Below are 18,756 nucleotides of genomic sequence, written 5' to 3' on the forward strand. Positions count from 1 at the left end.
GATGGGTGGCAAAGCTGTGCCGCAGCGTGTGCGGGCTGACGCGCTTGCGGATGCCTGCGACTTCAGCAGACTCCTGGACGGCGCGATGCAGTTGCCGCGACGAGATCGGATCGGTGCAACTGCGCCCCGGGAACAGCCAGCCATGCGGCAGCATGACCCCGCGCCGCTTGCCTTCGCGCCACCACAACCGCAGCAGTTCCAGCAGTTGCGGCGAGAGCATGGCGTTGCGGTCCCTGCGTCCCTTGCCCTGTTCAACGCGGATCAGCATGCGTGTGGAGTCGATGTCGTCGACCTTGAGATGCGCGACCTCGGACACGCGCAGACCAGCGCCATAGGCGACACCGAGCGCGGCCTTGTACTTGATGCCTGGCGCCGCTTCGAGCAGCCGCGCCGCTTCCTCCACGCTCAGCACCTCAGGCAGCTTGCGCGCATATCGCGTGACCACCAGCGCGCGCGCCAGATCGCGCCGCCTCAGCGTCACCGTGAACAGGAAACGCAACGCCGAGACCGCGCCGTTGATCGTCGCCGGGCCCAGGCCGTTCTCATGCTGGCACAGCTGGAAGCGTCGGATGTCCTCGGTTGTCGCGGTGTCGGGAGCGCGACCAAGGAACGCGGCGAAGCGTCGGACATGACGAACGTAGTCCTGCTGCGTATGCGGTCCCAGGCCCCGCATCAGCATGTCTTGCTGCATGCGCTGGCGAAGCGGCGTGATCGGAGCATCGGTCGACAGGGTAGCCATGGCAAGTTCCTCTCGTTGAAGGGAACTCCATGGTCGGATCGCGGCCTCTACCTGCTCAAGGCCTATGAATATGCGTCATCTCAGAATCAGGCGACCCTCCCGCGAAGCGGGTTCGTGCATGAGCCCACAGCGGACGCTCACTTTCTTCTGAAGCAGAGTCAGACTACGCATCCATCTGTGCCTGTCGTATGTCGCGGGCCGGTGGTTTGCCGAACAGACGGCCATATTCGCGGGTGAACTGAGGCACGCTCTCATAGCCCACCGCATAAGCCACCGAACTCACGCTCATGCCATCGGCCAGCATCTGGCGCCGAGCCTCGATCAGGCGCAACTGCTTCTGGAATTGCAAGGGAGACAGCGTGGTGGTCTGGCGGAAATGCTGGTGGAAGGACGAGGTGCTCATCCCCGCGGCCTCGGCCAGTTCCTCGATGCGGATCGGCCGTGCATAGCTTTCGCGGATCATAGCGACCGCACGGGCGATGCGTTGTGCATGGCCATCGGCCCCGCCGAGGCTGCGGAGAGCCGATCCGTGCCGTCCCGCCAGAAGCCAGAAATGAATCTCGCGCAGCAACGGCCCTTGCAGGACCGGGAGGGCAGAGGGACGGTCCAGAAGCCGCATCAGGCGCAGGGCCACATCGGCGACATCTGCGTCGGTCGGCTCCACTCGGACAGGCTTGCACGGATCGCCCGGGACCGCCGCCATCTCGACCGCGAGTTCCCGCATAAGGACGGGGTCGAGTTCCAGCACCAGCGAATAGTAGGGCGCGCCGAGGCTTGCCTGCGTGATCTGGCTGACCGTGGGCACATCGGCCGAGATCAGCAGCGACTCGCCCGGACCGAATTCCAATGTCTCGGCCCCTATCGTGACCCGCTTGACACCTTGTAACAGCATGGCCACCAGCGGCCGATTGACAGCGACCTGCAATTCGCCGGGCTGCGTGGCGCGGATCGCGGTCATGCCGGGAATAGGCGTCGACGCCGCCCCGGAACGGTCGGCATGAGTGTCGGCAAAGCTGCGCACAAGGTCGAGAAGCGTTCGGCTCATGGGGGCAAGTTGAAGGGTGGTGGCGTTTCAGGCAAGAACTAAAGAAGGATCAGGCAAGAAATCCGGACATTCTGGAAAATCTTTGCCGCAAGGCCGATCCAGATTTGCAGGAACAGGCAAGACTACGCGAGGAATCGGCAACAACTGGAGACGCTCTTGCCGCATGTTGTCCCCATCGCTTCGGATGAAAGGACTTCCCGCATGACCAAGATCGCACTTGTCACCGGCGCCAACCGCGGCCTCGGCCGCAACACCGCTGTCAGCATCGCGCAGCATGGCCGCGACGTGATCGTCACCTATCGCGGCAACGCATCTCAGGCTCGCGAGGTTGTGGCCGAGATCGAAGCCCTGGGCCGTAAGGCGGTTGCCCTGCAGTTCGATCTCGGCGAGGTCGCCAGCTTCGCGGCCTTTGCCGAGACCCTGCGCGCGGCGCTGAAAGAGACCTGGGGCCGCGACAGCTTCGATTACCTAATCAACAATGCCGGCCACGGCGAATTCACCATAATCGGCGATACCACCGAGGCGCAGTTCGACGGTCTGTTCGACGTCCATGTGAAGGGCGTTTTCTTCCTCGTGCAGGCGCTTCTGCCGCTCATCGCAGATGGCGGGCGGATCGTGAACTTTTCTTCGGGCCTGACCCGCGTGTCCTATCCGGGCTTCTCGGCCTATGCGGCCGCCAAGGGGGCGGTCGAAATCTTGACCGTCTATATGGCGAAAGAGCTGGGTGCGCGCGGGATCACAGTGAACACGGTCGCGCCCGGAGCGATCGAGACCGATTTCGGTGGCGGGCTGGTGCGCGACAATGCCGAAGTCAACGCGCAGTTCGCAGGGATGACCGCGCTTGGCCGCGTGGGTCTGCCCGACGACATCGGGCCGATGGTGGCAAGCCTTCTGGGCGAGGATAACCGTTGGGTTACGGCACAGCGGATCGAGGTTTCGGGTGGTCAGGCGATCTGATCAGTCGGACCCCCGACAACTGAAGCGCGCGGCCGTATAGCCGCGCGCATTGTCATTCCGCCGTCGGGAAAAGCCTCCTTTGGCCGTCGACTGAAGCTGAAAGACCGGAAGTCCGGCAACCACGTCGTTCCGAGAGCCACACTTGAAGAGCGGTCCTCCACCCAACGGCGACGTAGAACGCTCCGCGGCTGTACGGCAGAGCCGAATCCTACCGCCGGCTCGGTCCAGAACGTGCCTGTCAACTTCGGATAGGTACAGGAAGCGGACGCTCCGTGATCGCCGTAGAAAAAGCCATGAGGCCGCGGTGACACTCTTGACGCAGGGGCTTTCATCGCTTCCGCTTTATCTCCGTGGCTCGCCTCGTCTGCACCTAAGTTGAATGCCTTCTCCTTCCGGTGTTACGAGGACCGTATTTAGTGTGATGCCGCTGCTGTGAGAACCTGCTACCCTGACCCGCCGAAAAAAACAGGCTAGCCGCGCATGGAACGGAGACTTAGCGCGATACTTGCTGCCGATGTGGTCGGTTACAGCCGGCTCATGGGTCTCGACGAGGGCGGCACGCTTTCGGCGCTCAAGACGCATCGGCGAGAACTGGTCGACGGCAAGATCGCCGAGCACCAGGGCCGGATCGTGAAACTCACAGGCGACGGTATGCTGGTGGAATTCCAGAGCGTGGTGAACGCTGTCGCTTGCGCGACCGACATCCAGCGCAGGATGCTCGAGCGCAACGCCGACGTGCAAGAGGAGCGCCGCATCGAATTTCGCATCGGCATCAATGTTGGCGACATAATCTTCGATGACAACGACATCTACGGCGACGGCGTCAACGTGGCGGCGCGAATTGAAAGCATCGCCCGGCCCGGAGGCATTGCGATCTCCGGTGCGGTTCGCGACCATCTCGGCAAGAATCTTGATCTGGATTTCGAGGACATGGGGGAACACGAGCTCAAGAACATCGACCGGCCGGTCAGGGTCTACCACGTCGCACTCGCCGCGCCGTTCAGTTTTGAGGACAGCGCGATAACAGCATCTCCTCAAAGCCACATGAAGGCAAAACCTTCAATCGCTGTCCTGCCGTTCACAAATATGAGCGGCGACCCCGAGCAGGAGTATTTCTCCGACGGAATTACCGAAGACATCATCACCGACCTGTCGAAAATCTCTGGCCTCCACGTCCTCGCCCGCAACACGGTATTCACCTACAAAGGCAAGCCCGTGAAGGTGCAGCAAGTGGCGCGGGAACTCGGCGTCAAATTCGTGCTCGAGGGGAGCGTACGGAAGGCAGGTCAGCGCGTCCGTATCACGGGACAGCTTATCGACGGGGCTGATGGCGGTCACGTCTGGGCCGACCGATACGACCGTGAACTCACCGACATCTTCGCGATCCAGGACGAGATCACTCACACCATCGTCGATCAGCTCAAGGTCAAGCTGCTGCCGGCCGAAAAGAAGGCGATCAGGGCGGCTCCCACTGACAATGTAGAGGCCTATACGTATTATCTGAGGGGGAGAGAGTTTTTTCACCGAACGTCCAAAACCTACTATGTGCTGGCGAAGCGGATGTTCGGCAAAGCTATCGAACTCGACCCACTTTATGCGCGCGCCTATGCGGGCATCGCCGACTGCGACTCCTTTCTATTCCTAAATTACGACGAGAAAGTTTCTCTCGAAAGCATTCTGGCCAACAGCGGTAAGGCGCTCGATATCGAAAGTGGACTGGCAGAAGCACACGCGTCGCGTGGCCTCGCTCTGTCGGTCGGCCAAAGATATGAAGAGGCCGAAAAGGAGTTCGAGCAGGCTATCGCAAGTGATCCCAATCTATTCGAAGCGCATTATTTCTACGCGCGTGCGTGCTATGCACAAGGTAAGCTCAAAGGGGCTGCCCACCATTACGAGCGGGCCGCCGAGATCAAGCCCGATGACTACCAGTCTGTTCTTCTGCTTATGCAGGTTTATCGTTCTCTAGGGCGGCCGGAAGACGAAAGGGAAGCGGGTCGCAAAGGCGTGTTACGCGCCGAGCGCGAATTGGCGAAGTATCCTGAGAACCCCCGGCCAGCCTATCTCGGCGCAAATGCTCTCGCCTTGATCGGGGAGACCGAACGTGCCACGGAATGGTCGGCACGTGCGCTGGCAATCGATCCGGACGACATTCTGACGCAATACAATACCGCCTGCCTTTGCTGTCATTTCGGCGAGCTCGATCGTGCGCTCGATCTGCTGGAACGCCTGCTGCCTCATGCAAACCACGAGACCAAGGCATGGGTGAAGCAGGATTCTGACTTTGCGCCACTGCACGAGCATCCGCGCTGGCAGCGCGTGCTGGAGCTGGCAGCATAGCCATGAAGCGCCGCCGCATAGTGGTGGACGGAAATGCCTGACCTTGGCGGCACAATCGTGTCTCTCAGGGGAGGAAAACCGCATTCATCGCCGAATTCATCGGCGAGTCCACATTGCTTAGCGTCTCGATCCGAGATGGCGCGCCCTACTATCGCGACCAGTTGCTCGATGTCGCCGATAGCACGGCGGGGCAAGCGCCTGGTCTTCTGGTCGTTAGGCCGGAAAAACTAGAGGTTGGAAAGGCCGATCAAAAGCGGCCGGACCGCAATTACTTTGACGGCTCGTTGGAGCGCGTCCTTTTCCAGGGCGAAAGCAGCCTGGCATTCGTCCGTCTCGCTGGGGGGAGTTGATAACGGTTCGACGCCACCTCAACGAGGCAAGCAATTCGGACCTGCCCGCTGTCGGCAGTCCGATCGTGCTCAGTCTACACAAGAGCGAGAGCCGAGTCGTACGCGACGACAGGGGGCGTTGACATGTCTACAAGCCCTACCCCCACGCAGTCGAGCAGCTTAAACCGTGAAGTGCTTCGAAAGGCCGATAGGCGGGAACGCCTCAGTCTTGAGGCCCTTCTCCTGCCAGGCATAGCTCTCCTCGCATGCGCTATCCTTCTGCCGATTGGAGTCATGCTCTATCTTTCCTTTGTTGGGGAGGACGGCTCCTTCAGCTTCGAAAATTACGCGAGACTTTGGACGACTCCAGTCTATGGCGAGGTCTTTAACATCACCTTCCGGATCTCGCTTCTCACCACAATCATGGTGGCTGCGATCGGCTATCCGCTGGCGTTCATTTTAGCGCATCTGCCGGAGCGTCTGCAGAATTGGGCATTGCTCTTTGTCCTATTGCCCTTCTGGACCCCCGTACTCGTCCGGACATACGCGTGGCTCGTGTTGCTGCAGGACCACGGCCTCATAAACAATGGCCTGATTGGGCTTGGGCTGATCAAGGAGCCGCTCGAGTTAAGTCACAACGTGACGGGTGCGATTATTGGCATGGTACAGATCATGTTGCCCTTCCTGGTCCTACCCCTCTTCTCCTCGATGAAAGCGATAGACCAAAATTTAATCGCCGCCGCCTCTAACCTCGGCGCCACACCCGCACGGGCCTTTCGCGACGTCTTCTTCCCGCTTTCGTTGCCCGGATTCCTCGCAGGCATCCTGATGGTGTTCGTCCTGTGCCTGGGCTTCTACGTCACTCCAGCGGTGCTGGGCGGTGGCAGGGTGATCATGGCTGCGATGCGCATCGATGCAACTGTACGCCTCTACACGAACTGGGGCGCTGCCAGTTCGCTCGGAATCGTTCTGCTTGTGATCACCATTCTACTGATCCTCGTGGCGACCTATGTCGGCAGAAGAGCCGGACAGGGGATGTTCCGATGAAATGGTTGCTTCAACCTGCGTCAATGACGCAAGTCACGCATCTGCAGCGCCTCTGGCTGTACATCATCACCATCTTCGCGATAGCGTTTCTTGTAGCGCCCACCTTGATTGTTATCCCGATGTCGTTCTCGGGATCGGAATTTCTGGAGTTCCCCCCCAAGCACTTCTCTCTTCGGTGGTACGAGAGCTACTTCACGTCGCCGGCGTGGATGCGAGCAACATTGATTTCGGTCAACGTTGCCATCCTCAGCATGTTATCCGCCACGATCATCGGAACGGCCGCAGCGTATGCCCTTTGGGTCGGCAGGATACGCTTCAAGACCGCTCTCTGGGGCTTGTTCGCTCTGCCGATCGCTATCCCCGTCATCCTACTTGCCGTCGGTTCTCTATTCGTCTTTGCGCGTCTCAGCCTCGTAAACACGACGCTCGGCCTGACTCTCATGCACACTGCCATGGCGTTGCCGTTCGTCATGATTGTCATGACGTCGGGGTTCGCCTCCTACGACATGAACCAGGAGCAAGCGGCCCGCAGCCTCGGTGCGACCCGACTGTACGCTTTCATTACCGTTACGCTGCCGCAGATAAGATTCTCAATAGTGTCGGCGATGTTGTTCTCCTTCTTCTCTTCGTTCGATGAAGTCGTGGTGGCAATGTTCATCTCGACCGGATCGGGCGCCACCCTGAATCGCAAGATGTTCAATTCACTACGGGATCAGGTCGATCCGACGATCGCCGCGATCTCCACCTGTCTCGTCACCGTTTCGATACTGCTGATCGTGATCGGTCAGCTTTCCAGATCCCGCGCCCCCAGATAGCGCGGTTTACATAGCGCAAACGCGCGCCTTTAACCTCGTCAAAACAAGTAAGGACTCGACATGACTGCCGAACAAACCGACACGCAAATTGCGAATGCGTTGAATGCCGTGGCGGCTCGGGAAAATGTCACTGACATCTTCTTCGTTGCCTGTGGCGGCTCCTATGCCCAAATGCTCCCCAACCAGTACATCGTGGAGCGCGAGGCAAAGGCCATCATTGGCAACGCCCTCAATGCGGCCGAGTTCAAAGCGCGGGCACCGAAACGCCTCGGCAAGAATTCGATCGTCATCACCCTTTCTCATTCGGGCACGACCCCCGAAGCGGTCGAAGCCGTCGAAATCGCGCGCGCGGCGGGTGCGTTGACGATCTCGCTGACGCATGACCTTGGCAGCCCTCTCGATCAAGCTTCCGAATTTACCGTCTCCTATTTTTTCTCGCCCATGACCATGTCGCCGATACACCAGGCCGCAGTGTTGGCGAGACTAACCTTTGGCATTCTCAAAATTCGGGAAGGCAACACCAAGATCGATGATCTCGACGAGGGCCTCGCCGCGCTGCCTGCTTTGGTGGACAACCTCGTCTCGCAGCATCTTGGAAAGGTCGCTGAATTTGCAGAGGCCCACAAACGTGAGGCTGTCATTTACACGATGGCTTCGGGAGCGAATTACGGCCCGGCCTACTCTTTCGCCATTTGCCTCTTGCAAGAAATGCAGTGGGTTCACTCGGCAGCGATTCACGCCGGCGAATATTTCCACGGGCCGTTCGAGATCACAGACTTCGACGTGCCATTCATCCAGCTTCTTGGTGTGGGACCATCCCGTCCGATGGACGAGCGCGCGCTTACCTTCGTGCAAAAATACAGTAAGCGCGTGACTGTCTTGGACGCGAAGGATCTCGGGGTTACCTCGCTGCCTGGAACAGTGTCCGAGTACCTTGCACCTCGGGTCTTCTCGCCCGTCCTGCGGGTTTACGCAGACAAGCTATCAGAAGCCAAGGGCCATCCGCTGACTGTTCGTCGCTTCATGTGGAAGATGGAATACTAGGAACAAAGGGGGCGGAACCGACCGCGGTTCCGCCTTTTTCTTTCTCTTCGTCGTAGGCATCAAAATGGATTCGAACTTCTCCCGCGAACGCGGCTTGGTCGGCATCGGCGACAATGTTGTGGACTACTATCTCGACCAGGGCGTCTACTATCCGGGTGGAAATGCGCTCAACGTGGCCGTTCTTGCTCGAAGGTCCGGACTGGCAGATACGGTCTATCTCGGAATTCTGGCAGACGACGAGGAAGGCAGGCACATTCAATCCTGCATGGCCGCCGAGGGCCTCTCCGACGACTATACGCGTTACGTCAGGGGCGAAACTGGCAAAGCCAGAGTCACTCTCGTGGACGGCGATCGTGTCTTCGTCGGATCCAACCACGGTGGCGTGCGAAAGCGTCTCGCCCTGCGCATGGATGAATCCGATCTGTCTCTGATTAAGCGGTTCGGAAACGTCCACTCGTCGTGTTTCAGCTATCTTGAGCCAGAGTTGCCCCGAATTCGCTCGCATGCGGCGCCTTTCTTACGATTTTTCGACCGGTCGCGATAAGGATTACTTCGCCGCGATCTGCCCGCTCGTGACGACTGCTTTCCTCTCGGCCTCGGACATGAACGACCCAGAGACAGAGGCGTTCATACGGGAACTCCATTCGCTCGGCGCACCGATGGTGTGCGTTACCCAAGGCGTACGTGGCGCTGTCTTCAGTGACGGCAGATCCACTTTCCGCCAAGGGATCGTTCAAGCCAAGGTCGTCGACACAATGGGGGCGGGTGACGCGTTCATAGCAGGCTTCCTTTCCGCCACAATCCAGGGAGCTGCCATCGAGGCATCTCTCCTGCATGGAGCGAAGTCAGCGGCCGCTGCTTGCGAGTGGGAGGGAGCCTTCGGCTATCCACACCCAGCAAAATAGCGTTCGCGCTTCCCGCCTGGTTGCCACCTGCGTAGCGCGGACCGGATGATCGCGTTCCGATGAAAACAACCGCGCCCAATCCCCGGTCGATAACAGTCAGGGACGTCGCCCGCGCGGCAGATGTGTCGAAAGCGACGGCCGCGCGCGTGCTCGGCGGATACGGCGTCGTCAGCGATGCGATCCGCGCGGACGTCATGGCCGCCGCCAAGACACTGAACTACTGTCCAAACGAGCTAGCCCGCAGCATGACGACCGGCCGGTCCGGCATCATCGGGGTGGTTGTCGGCGACATCGAGAACCCTTTCTTCAGCCTCGCGGTGCGCGGCATCACCGATGCGGCATGGGCAGCCGGATTCAACGTCATTCTGGCCAACTCCGGCGAGAGGATCGAAGTCGAAAAGGCAGCTGTGCGGCTGTTGGTTGGCAAGCGCGTCGACGGGCTGATCGTCACGCCGTCGGAATTGCGGGATATCTCGCATCTGCGCGACATCCACCGTTCAGCCCGGCCGCTTGCCCTGCTTGACCGGGCGCTGCCCGATCTGGATGTCGACACTGTCACCGTCGACGATCGCGGCATCACCATTCGTGCGACGCGCATTCTTGCGGATGCCGGCCACCGCAAGATTACCTATGTGATCGCGGTCGACGCCGAAGGGCGTGAGTACCGCGATCTCGGGCAAATATACACCTCTTCGATTCGCGAGCGCATCGACGGTTTCCTCACCGTGTGTCGAGATGCCGGAATTGAGCGGCCAGAACGTTATGTTCGCCTTGGTGCGACAAGCCCGCCGAAACGCGCAGGATTACCGACAGGCTGCTGTCCGGACCAGATCGGCCGACGGCGATCCTTGCCTCCGACAGTGTCATAGCGCTGGAGATATTCAGGGTGATCCGCCAGCACGGCTTGCGGGTTCCCGAGGACATTTCGCTGATCACCTTCCATGATGCGGACTGGACGAGCGTGACAACCCCGCCGATTACCGTCATCGACCAGCCCGACTATGCGCTTGGCAAAAGCGTCGCGGAGCTTCTTATTCGACGTCTGAAGGGCGAAGTTCGACCGCCCGAAAAGCTCATTCTGCCGACTGCCATCATCGAAAGGGGCTCGGTAGCCCCGCCTATGGAAGGACAAGGCCGACCGTTCCCATAGGTTTTAGAACCGATGACCGAAGAGTTACGTGTTTGATCCCCTGCTTTGATGATTCACCATTGTGGTTCGAATCAAGGATGCGCTTTGAGCCAAGTCTGCACCGGCGCGCCACTATGCCGAATGGCAGCAGCAGCGCGGCATCTCGGATGGAAAGGCTGCTGACTTGACGTTTCCGGGCGGTCAGTCCCGCGTCCCGCCTGCGGCGGCGCTATGCTAACGCTCCTTAGGCCGCCCTGTTGAACCGGTCTCGGAGTCACGAACCGGCTTCAGCACGAGATGGCTTGTCCCCGTCAGGGGACATTTCGGTCGCCGACGGCCTTAAAGGAAAAAGGGCGTACAAAGCGCAAGCACCCGGCGAGGGGTGCCATTCGGATCGCAAGTCGCGGGCTGGCGGTTGGCGATTGAGGTTTGCCCTTGTTCAAGGTCCCGAGTGAGGTTTTACCAGCACGCTTGGATCGTTGAGGTAAGGATCTAGAACCGTCTGCCGCGCTCGCCTCAGCTTGGCCGTGGCGAGCTCGGCTGGCCTTTCGTCGCGAGTTCGTCAACCCGATGGATAATCGCAAGTGTGCGGCCTAAAGCGTCGCGACCCAGTTTGCATGTGATCCTCCTGCTTCAGCTAAAACAGCCTCACATTGCCACTTCGGTTATCTTCAAGCGCGGTTCGGAACTCCCGCTCGAATACCTGTTGCAGCATCGATGCCACCTGCGTGCGGTTGCGTGTCATGTAGATGTGACAGGGAAGTCGAGGAGCGAAAGGTCGGATGGTGAGTTGGCCTTCCCACCGGGCTGCAGAAAACGGATCGACGATCGAAACTCCCAGGCCCTGTGCGACGAGCGCGCAGGCTGTATCGGCGAAGGGAGTTTCAAAACGGCAGTCGATGGAGATGCCCGCATCGGCGAGCGCGCGGTCAATATCCTGCCTGGTACGATCATCTCGCCCCAAGGCGATGAAAGCCTGCTCCGCAAATTGTAATGGGCCAATGATTTCTTCGTTGGCAAAGGCATGGTCGAGAGGCGCCACGCAGACACACTCGGCCTCGAAGATCAGATCGCAGGTGATCGCAATGTCGACCACCGGCGCCTGGATGAGACCAACGTCGATCTGCCGCCCAGCGGTCAGCTCGGCGATCCTCGGTGAGGCGCTGGGGAAAATGCTCATCCGAGCCTTCGGATGGCGTCCGGCAAAATCCTTGAGAAAACGCGGCAGGACGATACTTGCAAGTGCTGGATAGACACCGATGGTGAGGCGGCCGGCCTCAAGTTGGGTAATGTCATCGGCCAAGCGACGAATCCGCGTCATGCCCTTGACGATCTGGCCAACCTCCTCGTTGAGCAGCATCGCTTCTGCGGTTGGAACCAGGCGACCCGCACGCCGTATGAACAGCTGAATCTTCAACGCGTGTTCAAGGTTGGAGATGTGCGCGCTGACCGATGGCTGGGCGATATGCAAAAGCTCACTCGCGCCGGTCACGGTTCCCGCCTCCATCACAGCGCGGAACGCCTCAAGCTGCTTGTAGTTCATGGATCGCTCCTCGGAAGTGATGAGTCAAATCCATAGGTAACTCCTATACGCTGCGCAACTTTTCGTATTGGAACGGAGCGGCGATTTGTAATTAACTCCAACGAGGTCTGCACAAAGCAGACTAAATCGAACAGTTTCACGAGCTTGGCGCAGGTGCGGGTCGATTGTCGCTCGCACCGACCCTATTCAATTTTCCGATTCATTTCGGATGTGTCGGTCGCTGTTCGGCAACAAAAAGGGGTTCACATGATCAAGAATATTCTGTTGTCGGCCGTCCTTTCTCTCACCGTCATGCCGTCGGCAGGCTCAGCTTGGGCTGAGGATGTCACCCACATCCGTATTGCCACGGAAGGTGCCTATGCACCCTGGAACTACACGCTCCCCGACGGGAGCCTGGCCGGCTACGAGATCGATCTTGCCAAGGAATTGTGCCGTCGCATGAAGGCTGAATGCGAGATTGTGGGGCAGGATTGGGATGGAATGCTGCCGGCGCTGAACGCAGGGAAGTTCGACGCTATCATTGCGTCCATGGGGGTGACACCCGATCGTCAGAAAGTCGCTGCTTTCTCCGATCCATATTCCAGGGCACCGAACGCGTTCATGGCCATGAAGGAGAGCGGCCTCGACAACGTCGTTCCGGCGCGGGAGGATTTCAACCTGCGCACCAATCCCGACGGCTCCAGAAAGGTGGTCGAAAATCTGGCTGCTTCCCTCAAAGGAAAGGTTCTTGGCGTTCAGGGATCGACGACGGCTGGGCTCTTTGCCGATGCCTACCTGAAGGATGCGGTGACCATCCGTTCCTACAAGACGATCGATGAGATGAACCTCGACCTGGTGGCAGGCAGGGTTGATCTCGTCATGGCGAACGTCACGGTCCTCAACGCGGCTTTGGCCAAGCCCGAGTTGAGTGGTGCACAGTTGGTCGGGCCAACGTTCGTCGAAGGCGTGCTCGGCAGCGGTACGACGAATGTTGCGCTTCGCAAAAGCGATACCGCGCTCAAGGAGAAGTTCAACACGGCGATCCACGCGGTGGATTCCGACGGGTTCAACAAGGCCCTGACGGAAAAATGGTTCGGGGCCGATATTTCGGTCAAGGACTGACATGACCCGTGCAAGCGACCTCGGATCGCTCGCACCGCACGATGAGGCTCCGCGGCGGCTCAATGGGGCTTGGCTTCATTCGCAGCGCGGGCTCAGGCTCTAGCGACAACCGAACTCGAGAAGAAATGCGCTATGAAATTTCGACGACTCAACGAAGTGCCGTCGACGGCGACGATCGTCTTCGATGGTCAGGCGATTTCATGCCAGGCCGGAGAAAGTGTCGCCGCCGCATTGCTTGCTGCTGGCGTCGATCACTTCCGAACGACACCCGTTTCGGGATCGCCGCGCTTGCCCTTCTGCATGATTGGAAACTGCTTCGATTGCCTGGTGGAAATCGACGGAAAGTCGGACCGTCAAGCGTGCCTGTCGATTGTTGCCGACGGAATGATCGTTCGGTCTCAGTTGGGCACAGGCAGATTGGAAGACAAATGACATTGCCAAGAACATGCCAGTTTGCGGTCATTGGCGGTGGTCCAGCGGGCCTGGCGGCCGCCACACTTGCCGCAGGCCTCGGCATCGATACCGTGCTTCTTGACGAGCAGCCCACTCCAGGCGGCCAAGCCTATCGCAACATCGAAGCGGTCAGCCGCTCTTCCTGGCGCCTGCTGAAAATCCTGGGAAAGCATTATGGACAGGGAAACGCGCTGGTAGAGGGCTTCCGCCAAAGTGGAGTTCGCTACGAGCCTTCGAGTTCGGTTTGGCAGGTCACGCCGAGCGGCAAGATCGGTGTTTCACAATCTGGGCAGGCCTATCTTCTCAAAGCCGACCGCGTGCTGATCGCAACTGGGGCTGCCGAGCGGTCGGTGCCCGTGCCGGGATGGACGCTGCCGGGGGTTATGACGGCAGGCGCCGTCCAGACCTTGATGAAAGCCGCCGGCATCGTACCGGATGAAGACACGGTTCTCGCCGGCTCTGGACCGCTTGTCTATCTCATCGCTCTGCAACTGCTTGCTGCTAGTGCACCTTTGCGGGCAATCCTTCAGACGCAGAAACCCACGTCGTGGTTTTCGAAAATCCGGCTTCTGTCACAAGTGCGTGCTGGCGCCGGCGATCTGCTTGACGGGTTGAAGTGGATCCGAGCGATCAAATCCTCCGGCGTTCCAGTATTCCATGCAAGTGACATCCGAGCTGAAGGCCGGGACCGACTGGAAGCGGTCACGTTTCAAAGCCGAGGACAGCGCCATCGAGTGGATGCGTCAGCTCTTCTTCTGCACGAGGGCGTGATCCCGAACATCCAGTTGACCGCGAGCCTGCGGTGCGCACATCGATGGGATGAGGCGCAAGTGGCCTGGGCACCGGTTGTCGATCAATGGGGCACCACCAGCCATGAGAGTATCGCCGTTGCTGGCGATGGAGCGGGTACCCGAGGTGCAAAGGCCGCGCCACATTCCGGGCGACTTGCCGCGCTGGAAACAGCGTTTCGACTTGGGCTGATATCGATGAAGGAACGAGACCGGCTGGCAACCGGGGACAAGCAGGCGCTCGCCCGTCAGGTAGGCCTGCGCAGCCTTCTCGACCACCTCTATTCTCCTTCTGAGGCGATCAGGACTCCGGCCGACGCTGACATCGTCTGCCGCTGCGAAGAGGTCTCCGCTGGGGAGATCAGAAAACTGATCGACGGCCAGGGCTTTGTCGAACTCGATCAGCTCAAATCTCAAAGCCGATGCGGAATGGGGCAATGCCAGGGCCGCATGTGTGGCCAGACGATCGCGCGAATCCTGGCTGAGCACCGCGGCCTCTCGATGAAGGATGTCGGCTATTTCCGGCTCCGCATTCCGGTCAAACCACTGCCACTCGATCAACTGGCTCATCTGCAGAATGCCGAATGCGACCCTGAACTGTCTGCCAGTTCGGGCGATCCCAGCCAGAGAGTCTAGGGGACCATGCAAACAGACGTCATCATCATCGGCGGAGGCCTGCACGGTTGCTCCATCGCGCTTCATCTGGCGCAGCAGGGTTTCAAGCCGATCGTGCTGGAAAAGAATATCGTGGGCCGCCATGCCTCGGGCGTAAATGCCGGTGGCGTCAGGCAATTGATGCGGGACGTCGCTGAAATCCCGCTGTCGATCGCAGCGATGGATATCTGGGAAAACCTGGACAGGCTGCTCGGATCGCACTTGGCTGAAACCTGCGAATTTATCAGCCGCGTCGGACAGGTGGGGGTGGCGGCAAGCGCCTCGGAACTCGCCTGGTGCGAGCAGCGGACCGCCGAGATGAAGGCGTTGGGTTACGATTTGGAGGAAATGCTCGATGCCAAGGGTGTCAGGCGACTGGTCCCGACACTATCAGACATGTGTATTGGCGGCATTGTTTCCCGTCGCGACGGCCACGCCAATCCGTTTCGCTCGACACAGGCCTTCCGTGCCAGGGCAGAGCAGCTTGGCGCCCGTTTCTATGAGCACACCTGTGTGACCGATGTGGCGGAAGCTGGTTCGAAATGGCAGCTCGATACAACACGAGGCCAGATGCATGCGGACATTGTCGTCAATTGTGGTGGTGCGTGGGCGTGGCAGATCGCAGGGATGATCGGCGAACAATTGCCAAGCACGCATCTCGCGCTGACCCTTATGGTAACCTCGCGCATACAGCGCTTTCTCGATCCCGTCGTCATCGGCATCGACCGCAAGCTATCCCTGAAGCAGACGGAAGTCGGCACGGTGGTCATCGGCGGCGGCGTTCTTGGCGAGCCGGACCTCGATGCCGGAACCACGCTGACCGTGGCTGACCGCATGGTCGAAAGTGCGCGAACAGTCTGGGATTTTTTCCCGATTCTGCGTCAGGCGACCATCGTTCGAACATGGGCAGGGCTGGAGGCAGTTACGCCCGACATCCTTCCGATCATCGGTGCAAGCTCCGTCGCCAAAAACTTCTGGCATGTGTTCGGCTTTTCCGGTCATGGATTTCAACTTGGACCGATCGTGGGTTCAGTCATCTCCGAGATGATCGCCGACGGCAAAAGCGCGTTCTCAATTGCAGCTTTCAGTCCCGCCCGATTTTCGAACGGTGCGATCGCCTCTGGGGCAATTCATGCCGCGCAGCACGAGCAGCAGGGAGCCACAGGGTGATGGGCTCCGGCTTCCTACTTGGGTTTGGCGAGAATGGCTGGGGGCCTTTGCTACTTCATGGGGCCGTAATGACCATGGCGGTGGCACTGACAGGGTTCGGGATAGGCCTGCTGATTGGTACGACAGGCGCCTGGGCAAAGCTCAAGGGTGGTTACTTATCCCGGGGCCTTGCCGACGCCTATACGACGATCCTTCGCGGCATACCCGATCTGCTCGTGATCTATCTGTTCTATTTTGGCTCGAGTGCCGTGCTGACGCCGCTGGGCGGTTTGTTTGGAGCATCTGGCTTCATAAGCTTACCCGGTTTCCTGGCTGGTTCGCTTGCCATCGGCCTGGTATCGGGCGCCTATCAGACGGAGGTCATGCGCGGGGCGTATCGGGCGGTCTCGTCAGGCGAGATCGAGGCGGCGATAGCAAGCGGCATGTCGCAGCTGACACTGTTTCGCAGGATCGTGGCCCCACTGGTGCTCCGGCACGCGCTGCCGGGCCTCGGCAATGTCTGGCAACTGGTGCTGAAGGAGTCCGCGCTTGTCTCTGTCACTGGCCTCGTGGAAATTCTGCGGACGGCGCAAATCGGCGCCGGTTCCACTGGCCAGCCGTTCACCTTCTTCCTTGCCGCTGCTGTTTTGTATCTGGTGATCTCGTCGATCTCGGGATGGCTCCTACGGCGGACCGAATGGCGCCTCACGCGTGGAACGAGGCCAGTATGATGGACTTCTCCTTCCTGTACGAGACGCTGCTGACGCTCCTGACAGGGGTCCCACTGACGCTCAAACTGGCGGTTTCGTCGGTGGCGCTCGGAACTGTACTGGCAGTCGCCCTTGCTCTAGCGCGCTTGTCCGGAATCTTCATGCTGGCCTGGCCAACCCGGTTTTATGTCTTCGTGTTCCGGTCTACCCCGCTCCTTGTCCAGATATTCCTTATCTACCATGGGCTCGGACAGTTTCATGCTATCAGGACGAGCTTTCTTTGGCCGATCCTGCGCGAACCATACTGGTGCGCCCTCATTGCCCTGAGCCTGAACACGGCTGCCTATTCGAGCGAGGTTATTCGTGGCGCTCTGCTGTCGGTGCCGCCAGGCCAGATCGAAGCGGCACGCGCCTGTGGCATGCGCACGACCGTGCTGTACCGACGGATCGTCTTTCCCCTTGCCCTGCGTCAGGCACTGCCAGCATACGGCAATGAGTTCATCCTCATGGTCAAGGCGACGTCGCTGGCATCGATCATCACGTTGATGGAGGTGACGGGCCTTGCCGCCAAACTCATCTCCCAGTCTTTCCGCGCCATCGAAATTCTTGTTGTCGCGGGGGCCATCTACCTCCTGATCAATTTCCTCGTCACGCGGCTTCTTCAGTGGGCTGACTACGGTCTGACTGGTCATTTGAGACTGCCACCGGTGTCCGCCGACGCCCTGCACAGAGGTGCATGATGACAAACCCGCATCAACCGGCCGTCAGCGTGACCGGGCTCCGTAAACGTTTCGGCAATCTGGAGGTTCTGAAGGGCATCTCCCTGGAGGCCAGGGAGGGAGACGTGGTCTCCATCCTTGGTTCTTCCGGATCGGGAAAATCAACGATGTTGCGCTGCATCAACATGCTGGAGGTTCCGGATGAAGGGCGCATAGAGGTCGGGGGCGAAACAATCCTGCTCGAGAAAAAGGGCGGCAAGACGCGCCCGGCCGACTTGCGGCAGCTCCAAGCAATACGCGCTCGCGTCGGCATGGTGTTTCAAGGGTTCAATCTTTGGTCGCACATGACGATCCTCGAGAACCTGATCGAGGCGCCCATCCACGTCCAGAAACGTCCTCGCGCGGCATGCGTGGAAGAGGCGGAGGCGATGCTGGTCAAGGTCGGGATTGCCGATAAGCGCAACCACTATCCGGCCCACCTGTCCGGCGGCCAGCAGCAACGTGCGGCCATTGCGCGGGCGCTTACCCAGCGGCCCAAAGTTATGCTGTTCGACGAGCCGACCTCGGCGCTCGATCCCGAACTTGTCGGCGAAGTCTTGCGTGTCATGCGCGCGCTTGCCGAGGAAGGCAGGACGATGCTCATCGTAACCCACGAGATGGGTTTCGCCAGAGATGTCTCCAGCAAGGTCGTATTCCTGCATAAGGGGCTGGTCGAGGATGAAGGACCGTCAGGCGAGCTATTCACTGCCAGCCGATCGGAGCGCTTCCGTCAGTTTCTGGCCGGCAGCAACGGCTAAGCGCCACCGTTAGGTCAGTCGCGCTCGGGTCGTGCGCGGCGTCGCCAGGAGCAAACTGGTTTCGCTGCCTGTTATGCCGGCAATGAGTCGGATGCGCCGCAGCACCGCATCGAAATCCGTCAGTGATGCGGTCCCAAGTTCGACGACCAGATCCCAGCGGCCATTGGTGGTATGGATGGTCGAGACTTCCGGAAAGCCACCCAGCGCCCGGACCACGCGGTCGGCGGCATGGCCCTCAATCTCAATCAGCATGATACCGCGGATGCGCTGATCAACCGCGTCCGCGCGCAGCACCACCGTGTAGCCGATGATGTCGCCGGACCGTTCCAGCCGCTCCATACGTGCCCTGACCGTGGCGCGCGAGACGCCGAGATTGACGGCGAGATCCGACACGCTGCGCCGAGCGTCATGCCGAAGCAAGGTCACAAGCCGTTCGTCGAGCGAATCCATCGGGGTACCATTTTGATCAGTTTGGGTGCCATTACGATAAACCAC

At 59.8% G+C, this 18,756-nt stretch carries 19 protein-coding genes and 1 pseudogene; 16 read left to right on the forward strand and 4 right to left on the reverse strand.

Features of this window, described 5'->3' with window-relative positions; genetic code table 11:
- The coding region (locus tag NKH03_RS26180; RefSeq protein WP_352971490.1) for a tyrosine-type recombinase/integrase at positions 1 to 739 on the reverse strand (739 nt) is incomplete at its 3' end.
- A gap of 163 nt (positions 740 to 902) precedes the next feature.
- The gene (locus NKH03_RS26185) at positions 903 to 1,784 is read right to left on the reverse strand and encodes an AraC family transcriptional regulator (RefSeq protein WP_352971492.1); all 882 of its coding nucleotides are present in this window, start codon (positions 1,782 to 1,784) and stop codon (positions 903 to 905) included.
- A gap of 201 nt (positions 1,785 to 1,985) precedes the next feature.
- Between NKH03_RS26185 and NKH03_RS26190 the strand changes: the two genes are divergently transcribed.
- From NKH03_RS26190 to NKH03_RS26230, 9 genes and pseudogenes are all read left to right on the forward strand, one after another.
- Positions 1,986 to 2,741 carry an SDR family NAD(P)-dependent oxidoreductase gene (locus NKH03_RS26190; protein ID WP_352789692.1) on the forward strand — a complete coding sequence of 252 codons (756 nt, stop codon included), beginning with the start codon at positions 1,986 to 1,988 and terminating at the stop codon, positions 2,739 to 2,741.
- Positions 2,742 to 3,221: 480 nt separating this feature from the next.
- Positions 3,222 to 5,078 (forward strand): TPR end-of-group domain-containing protein, encoded by a 1,857-nt coding sequence (locus NKH03_RS26195; RefSeq protein ID WP_352881337.1) that lies wholly within the window; start codon positions 3,222 to 3,224, stop codon positions 5,076 to 5,078.
- Between the two features lie 161 nt (positions 5,079 to 5,239).
- Entirely contained in the window at positions 5,240 to 5,428 is a 189-nt protein-coding gene (locus NKH03_RS26200; RefSeq protein ID WP_352971517.1) for a TOBE domain-containing protein, read from the forward strand.
- Positions 5,429 to 5,701: 273 nt separating this feature from the next.
- A complete protein-coding gene (locus NKH03_RS26205; protein ID WP_352971494.1) occupies positions 5,702 to 6,454 on the forward strand; it encodes an ABC transporter permease in 753 nt (250 codons plus the stop codon).
- The gene (locus tag NKH03_RS26210; protein WP_352971496.1) at positions 6,451 to 7,269 is read left to right on the forward strand and encodes an ABC transporter permease; all 819 of its coding nucleotides are present in this window, start codon (positions 6,451 to 6,453) and stop codon (positions 7,267 to 7,269) included. Before NKH03_RS26205 ends, NKH03_RS26210 begins: the two co-directional genes overlap by 4 nt.
- Positions 7,270 to 7,329: 60 nt before the next feature.
- Entirely contained in the window at positions 7,330 to 8,313 is a 984-nt protein-coding gene (locus tag NKH03_RS26215) for an SIS domain-containing protein (protein WP_352881329.1), read from the forward strand.
- A 64-nt stretch (positions 8,314 to 8,377) separates the two neighbouring features.
- A complete protein-coding gene (locus NKH03_RS26220; protein WP_352881328.1) occupies positions 8,378 to 8,857 on the forward strand; it encodes a PfkB family carbohydrate kinase in 480 nt (159 codons plus the stop codon).
- A gap of 58 nt (positions 8,858 to 8,915) precedes the next feature.
- Positions 8,916 to 9,218 (forward strand): PfkB family carbohydrate kinase, encoded by a 303-nt coding sequence (locus tag NKH03_RS26225; RefSeq protein WP_352971519.1) that lies wholly within the window; start codon positions 8,916 to 8,918, stop codon positions 9,216 to 9,218.
- Positions 9,219 to 9,277: 59 nt separating this feature from the next.
- Positions 9,278 to 10,368: pseudogene (locus NKH03_RS26230) on the forward strand (LacI family DNA-binding transcriptional regulator).
- 616 nt (positions 10,369 to 10,984) lie between these two features.
- On the opposite strand, the gene NKH03_RS26235 reads toward NKH03_RS26230, so the two are convergent.
- On the reverse strand, positions 10,985 to 11,890 hold the full coding sequence (locus tag NKH03_RS26235) for a LysR substrate-binding domain-containing protein (RefSeq protein ID WP_352881324.1): 906 nt from the start codon (positions 11,888 to 11,890) through the stop codon (positions 10,985 to 10,987).
- A gap of 153 nt (positions 11,891 to 12,043) precedes the next feature.
- On the opposite strand from NKH03_RS26235, the gene NKH03_RS26240 reads away from it, so the two are divergent.
- From NKH03_RS26240 to NKH03_RS26270, 7 genes are all read left to right on the forward strand, one after another.
- Positions 12,044 to 12,991 (forward strand): transporter substrate-binding domain-containing protein, encoded by a 948-nt coding sequence (locus NKH03_RS26240; protein WP_352971521.1) that lies wholly within the window; start codon positions 12,044 to 12,046, stop codon positions 12,989 to 12,991.
- 132 nt (positions 12,992 to 13,123) lie between these two features.
- Positions 13,124 to 13,423, forward strand: coding sequence for a (2Fe-2S)-binding protein (locus NKH03_RS26245; RefSeq protein WP_352881321.1), 300 nt, complete (start codon positions 13,124 to 13,126; stop codon positions 13,421 to 13,423).
- Positions 13,420 to 14,868 carry an FAD/NAD(P)-dependent oxidoreductase gene (locus NKH03_RS26250; RefSeq protein WP_352971498.1) on the forward strand — a complete coding sequence of 483 codons (1,449 nt, stop codon included), beginning with the start codon at positions 13,420 to 13,422 and terminating at the stop codon, positions 14,866 to 14,868. Before NKH03_RS26245 ends, NKH03_RS26250 begins: the two co-directional genes overlap by 4 nt.
- Positions 14,869 to 14,874: 6 nt before the next feature.
- On the forward strand, positions 14,875 to 16,056 hold the full coding sequence (locus tag NKH03_RS26255) for an NAD(P)/FAD-dependent oxidoreductase (protein WP_352971500.1): 1,182 nt from the start codon (positions 14,875 to 14,877) through the stop codon (positions 16,054 to 16,056).
- Positions 16,056 to 16,766 (forward strand): ABC transporter permease, encoded by a 711-nt coding sequence (locus tag NKH03_RS26260; protein ID WP_352881317.1) that lies wholly within the window; start codon positions 16,056 to 16,058, stop codon positions 16,764 to 16,766. The genes NKH03_RS26255 and NKH03_RS26260 overlap by 1 nt, the downstream gene beginning before the upstream one ends.
- Positions 16,766 to 17,485 carry an ABC transporter permease gene (locus tag NKH03_RS26265; protein ID WP_352881383.1) on the forward strand — a complete coding sequence of 240 codons (720 nt, stop codon included), beginning with the start codon at positions 16,766 to 16,768 and terminating at the stop codon, positions 17,483 to 17,485. Before NKH03_RS26260 ends, NKH03_RS26265 begins: the two co-directional genes overlap by 1 nt.
- Positions 17,482 to 18,261 (forward strand): ABC transporter ATP-binding protein, encoded by a 780-nt coding sequence (locus tag NKH03_RS26270; protein WP_502913561.1) that lies wholly within the window; start codon positions 17,482 to 17,484, stop codon positions 18,259 to 18,261. Before NKH03_RS26265 ends, NKH03_RS26270 begins: the two co-directional genes overlap by 4 nt.
- 9 nt (positions 18,262 to 18,270) lie before the next feature.
- Here the strand turns inward: NKH03_RS26270 and NKH03_RS26275 are convergent, their stop codons facing one another.
- Complete coding sequence (locus NKH03_RS26275) at positions 18,271 to 18,711, reverse strand: Lrp/AsnC family transcriptional regulator (protein WP_352881314.1); 441 nt, start codon at positions 18,709 to 18,711, stop codon at positions 18,271 to 18,273.
- Positions 18,712 to 18,756: the final 45 nt, after the last annotated feature.

Origin of the sequence: Mesorhizobium sp. M1406, assembly GCF_040317555.1 — a bacterium.
In the GTDB taxonomy this organism is placed as follows: domain Bacteria; phylum Pseudomonadota; class Alphaproteobacteria; order Rhizobiales; family Rhizobiaceae; genus Mesorhizobium.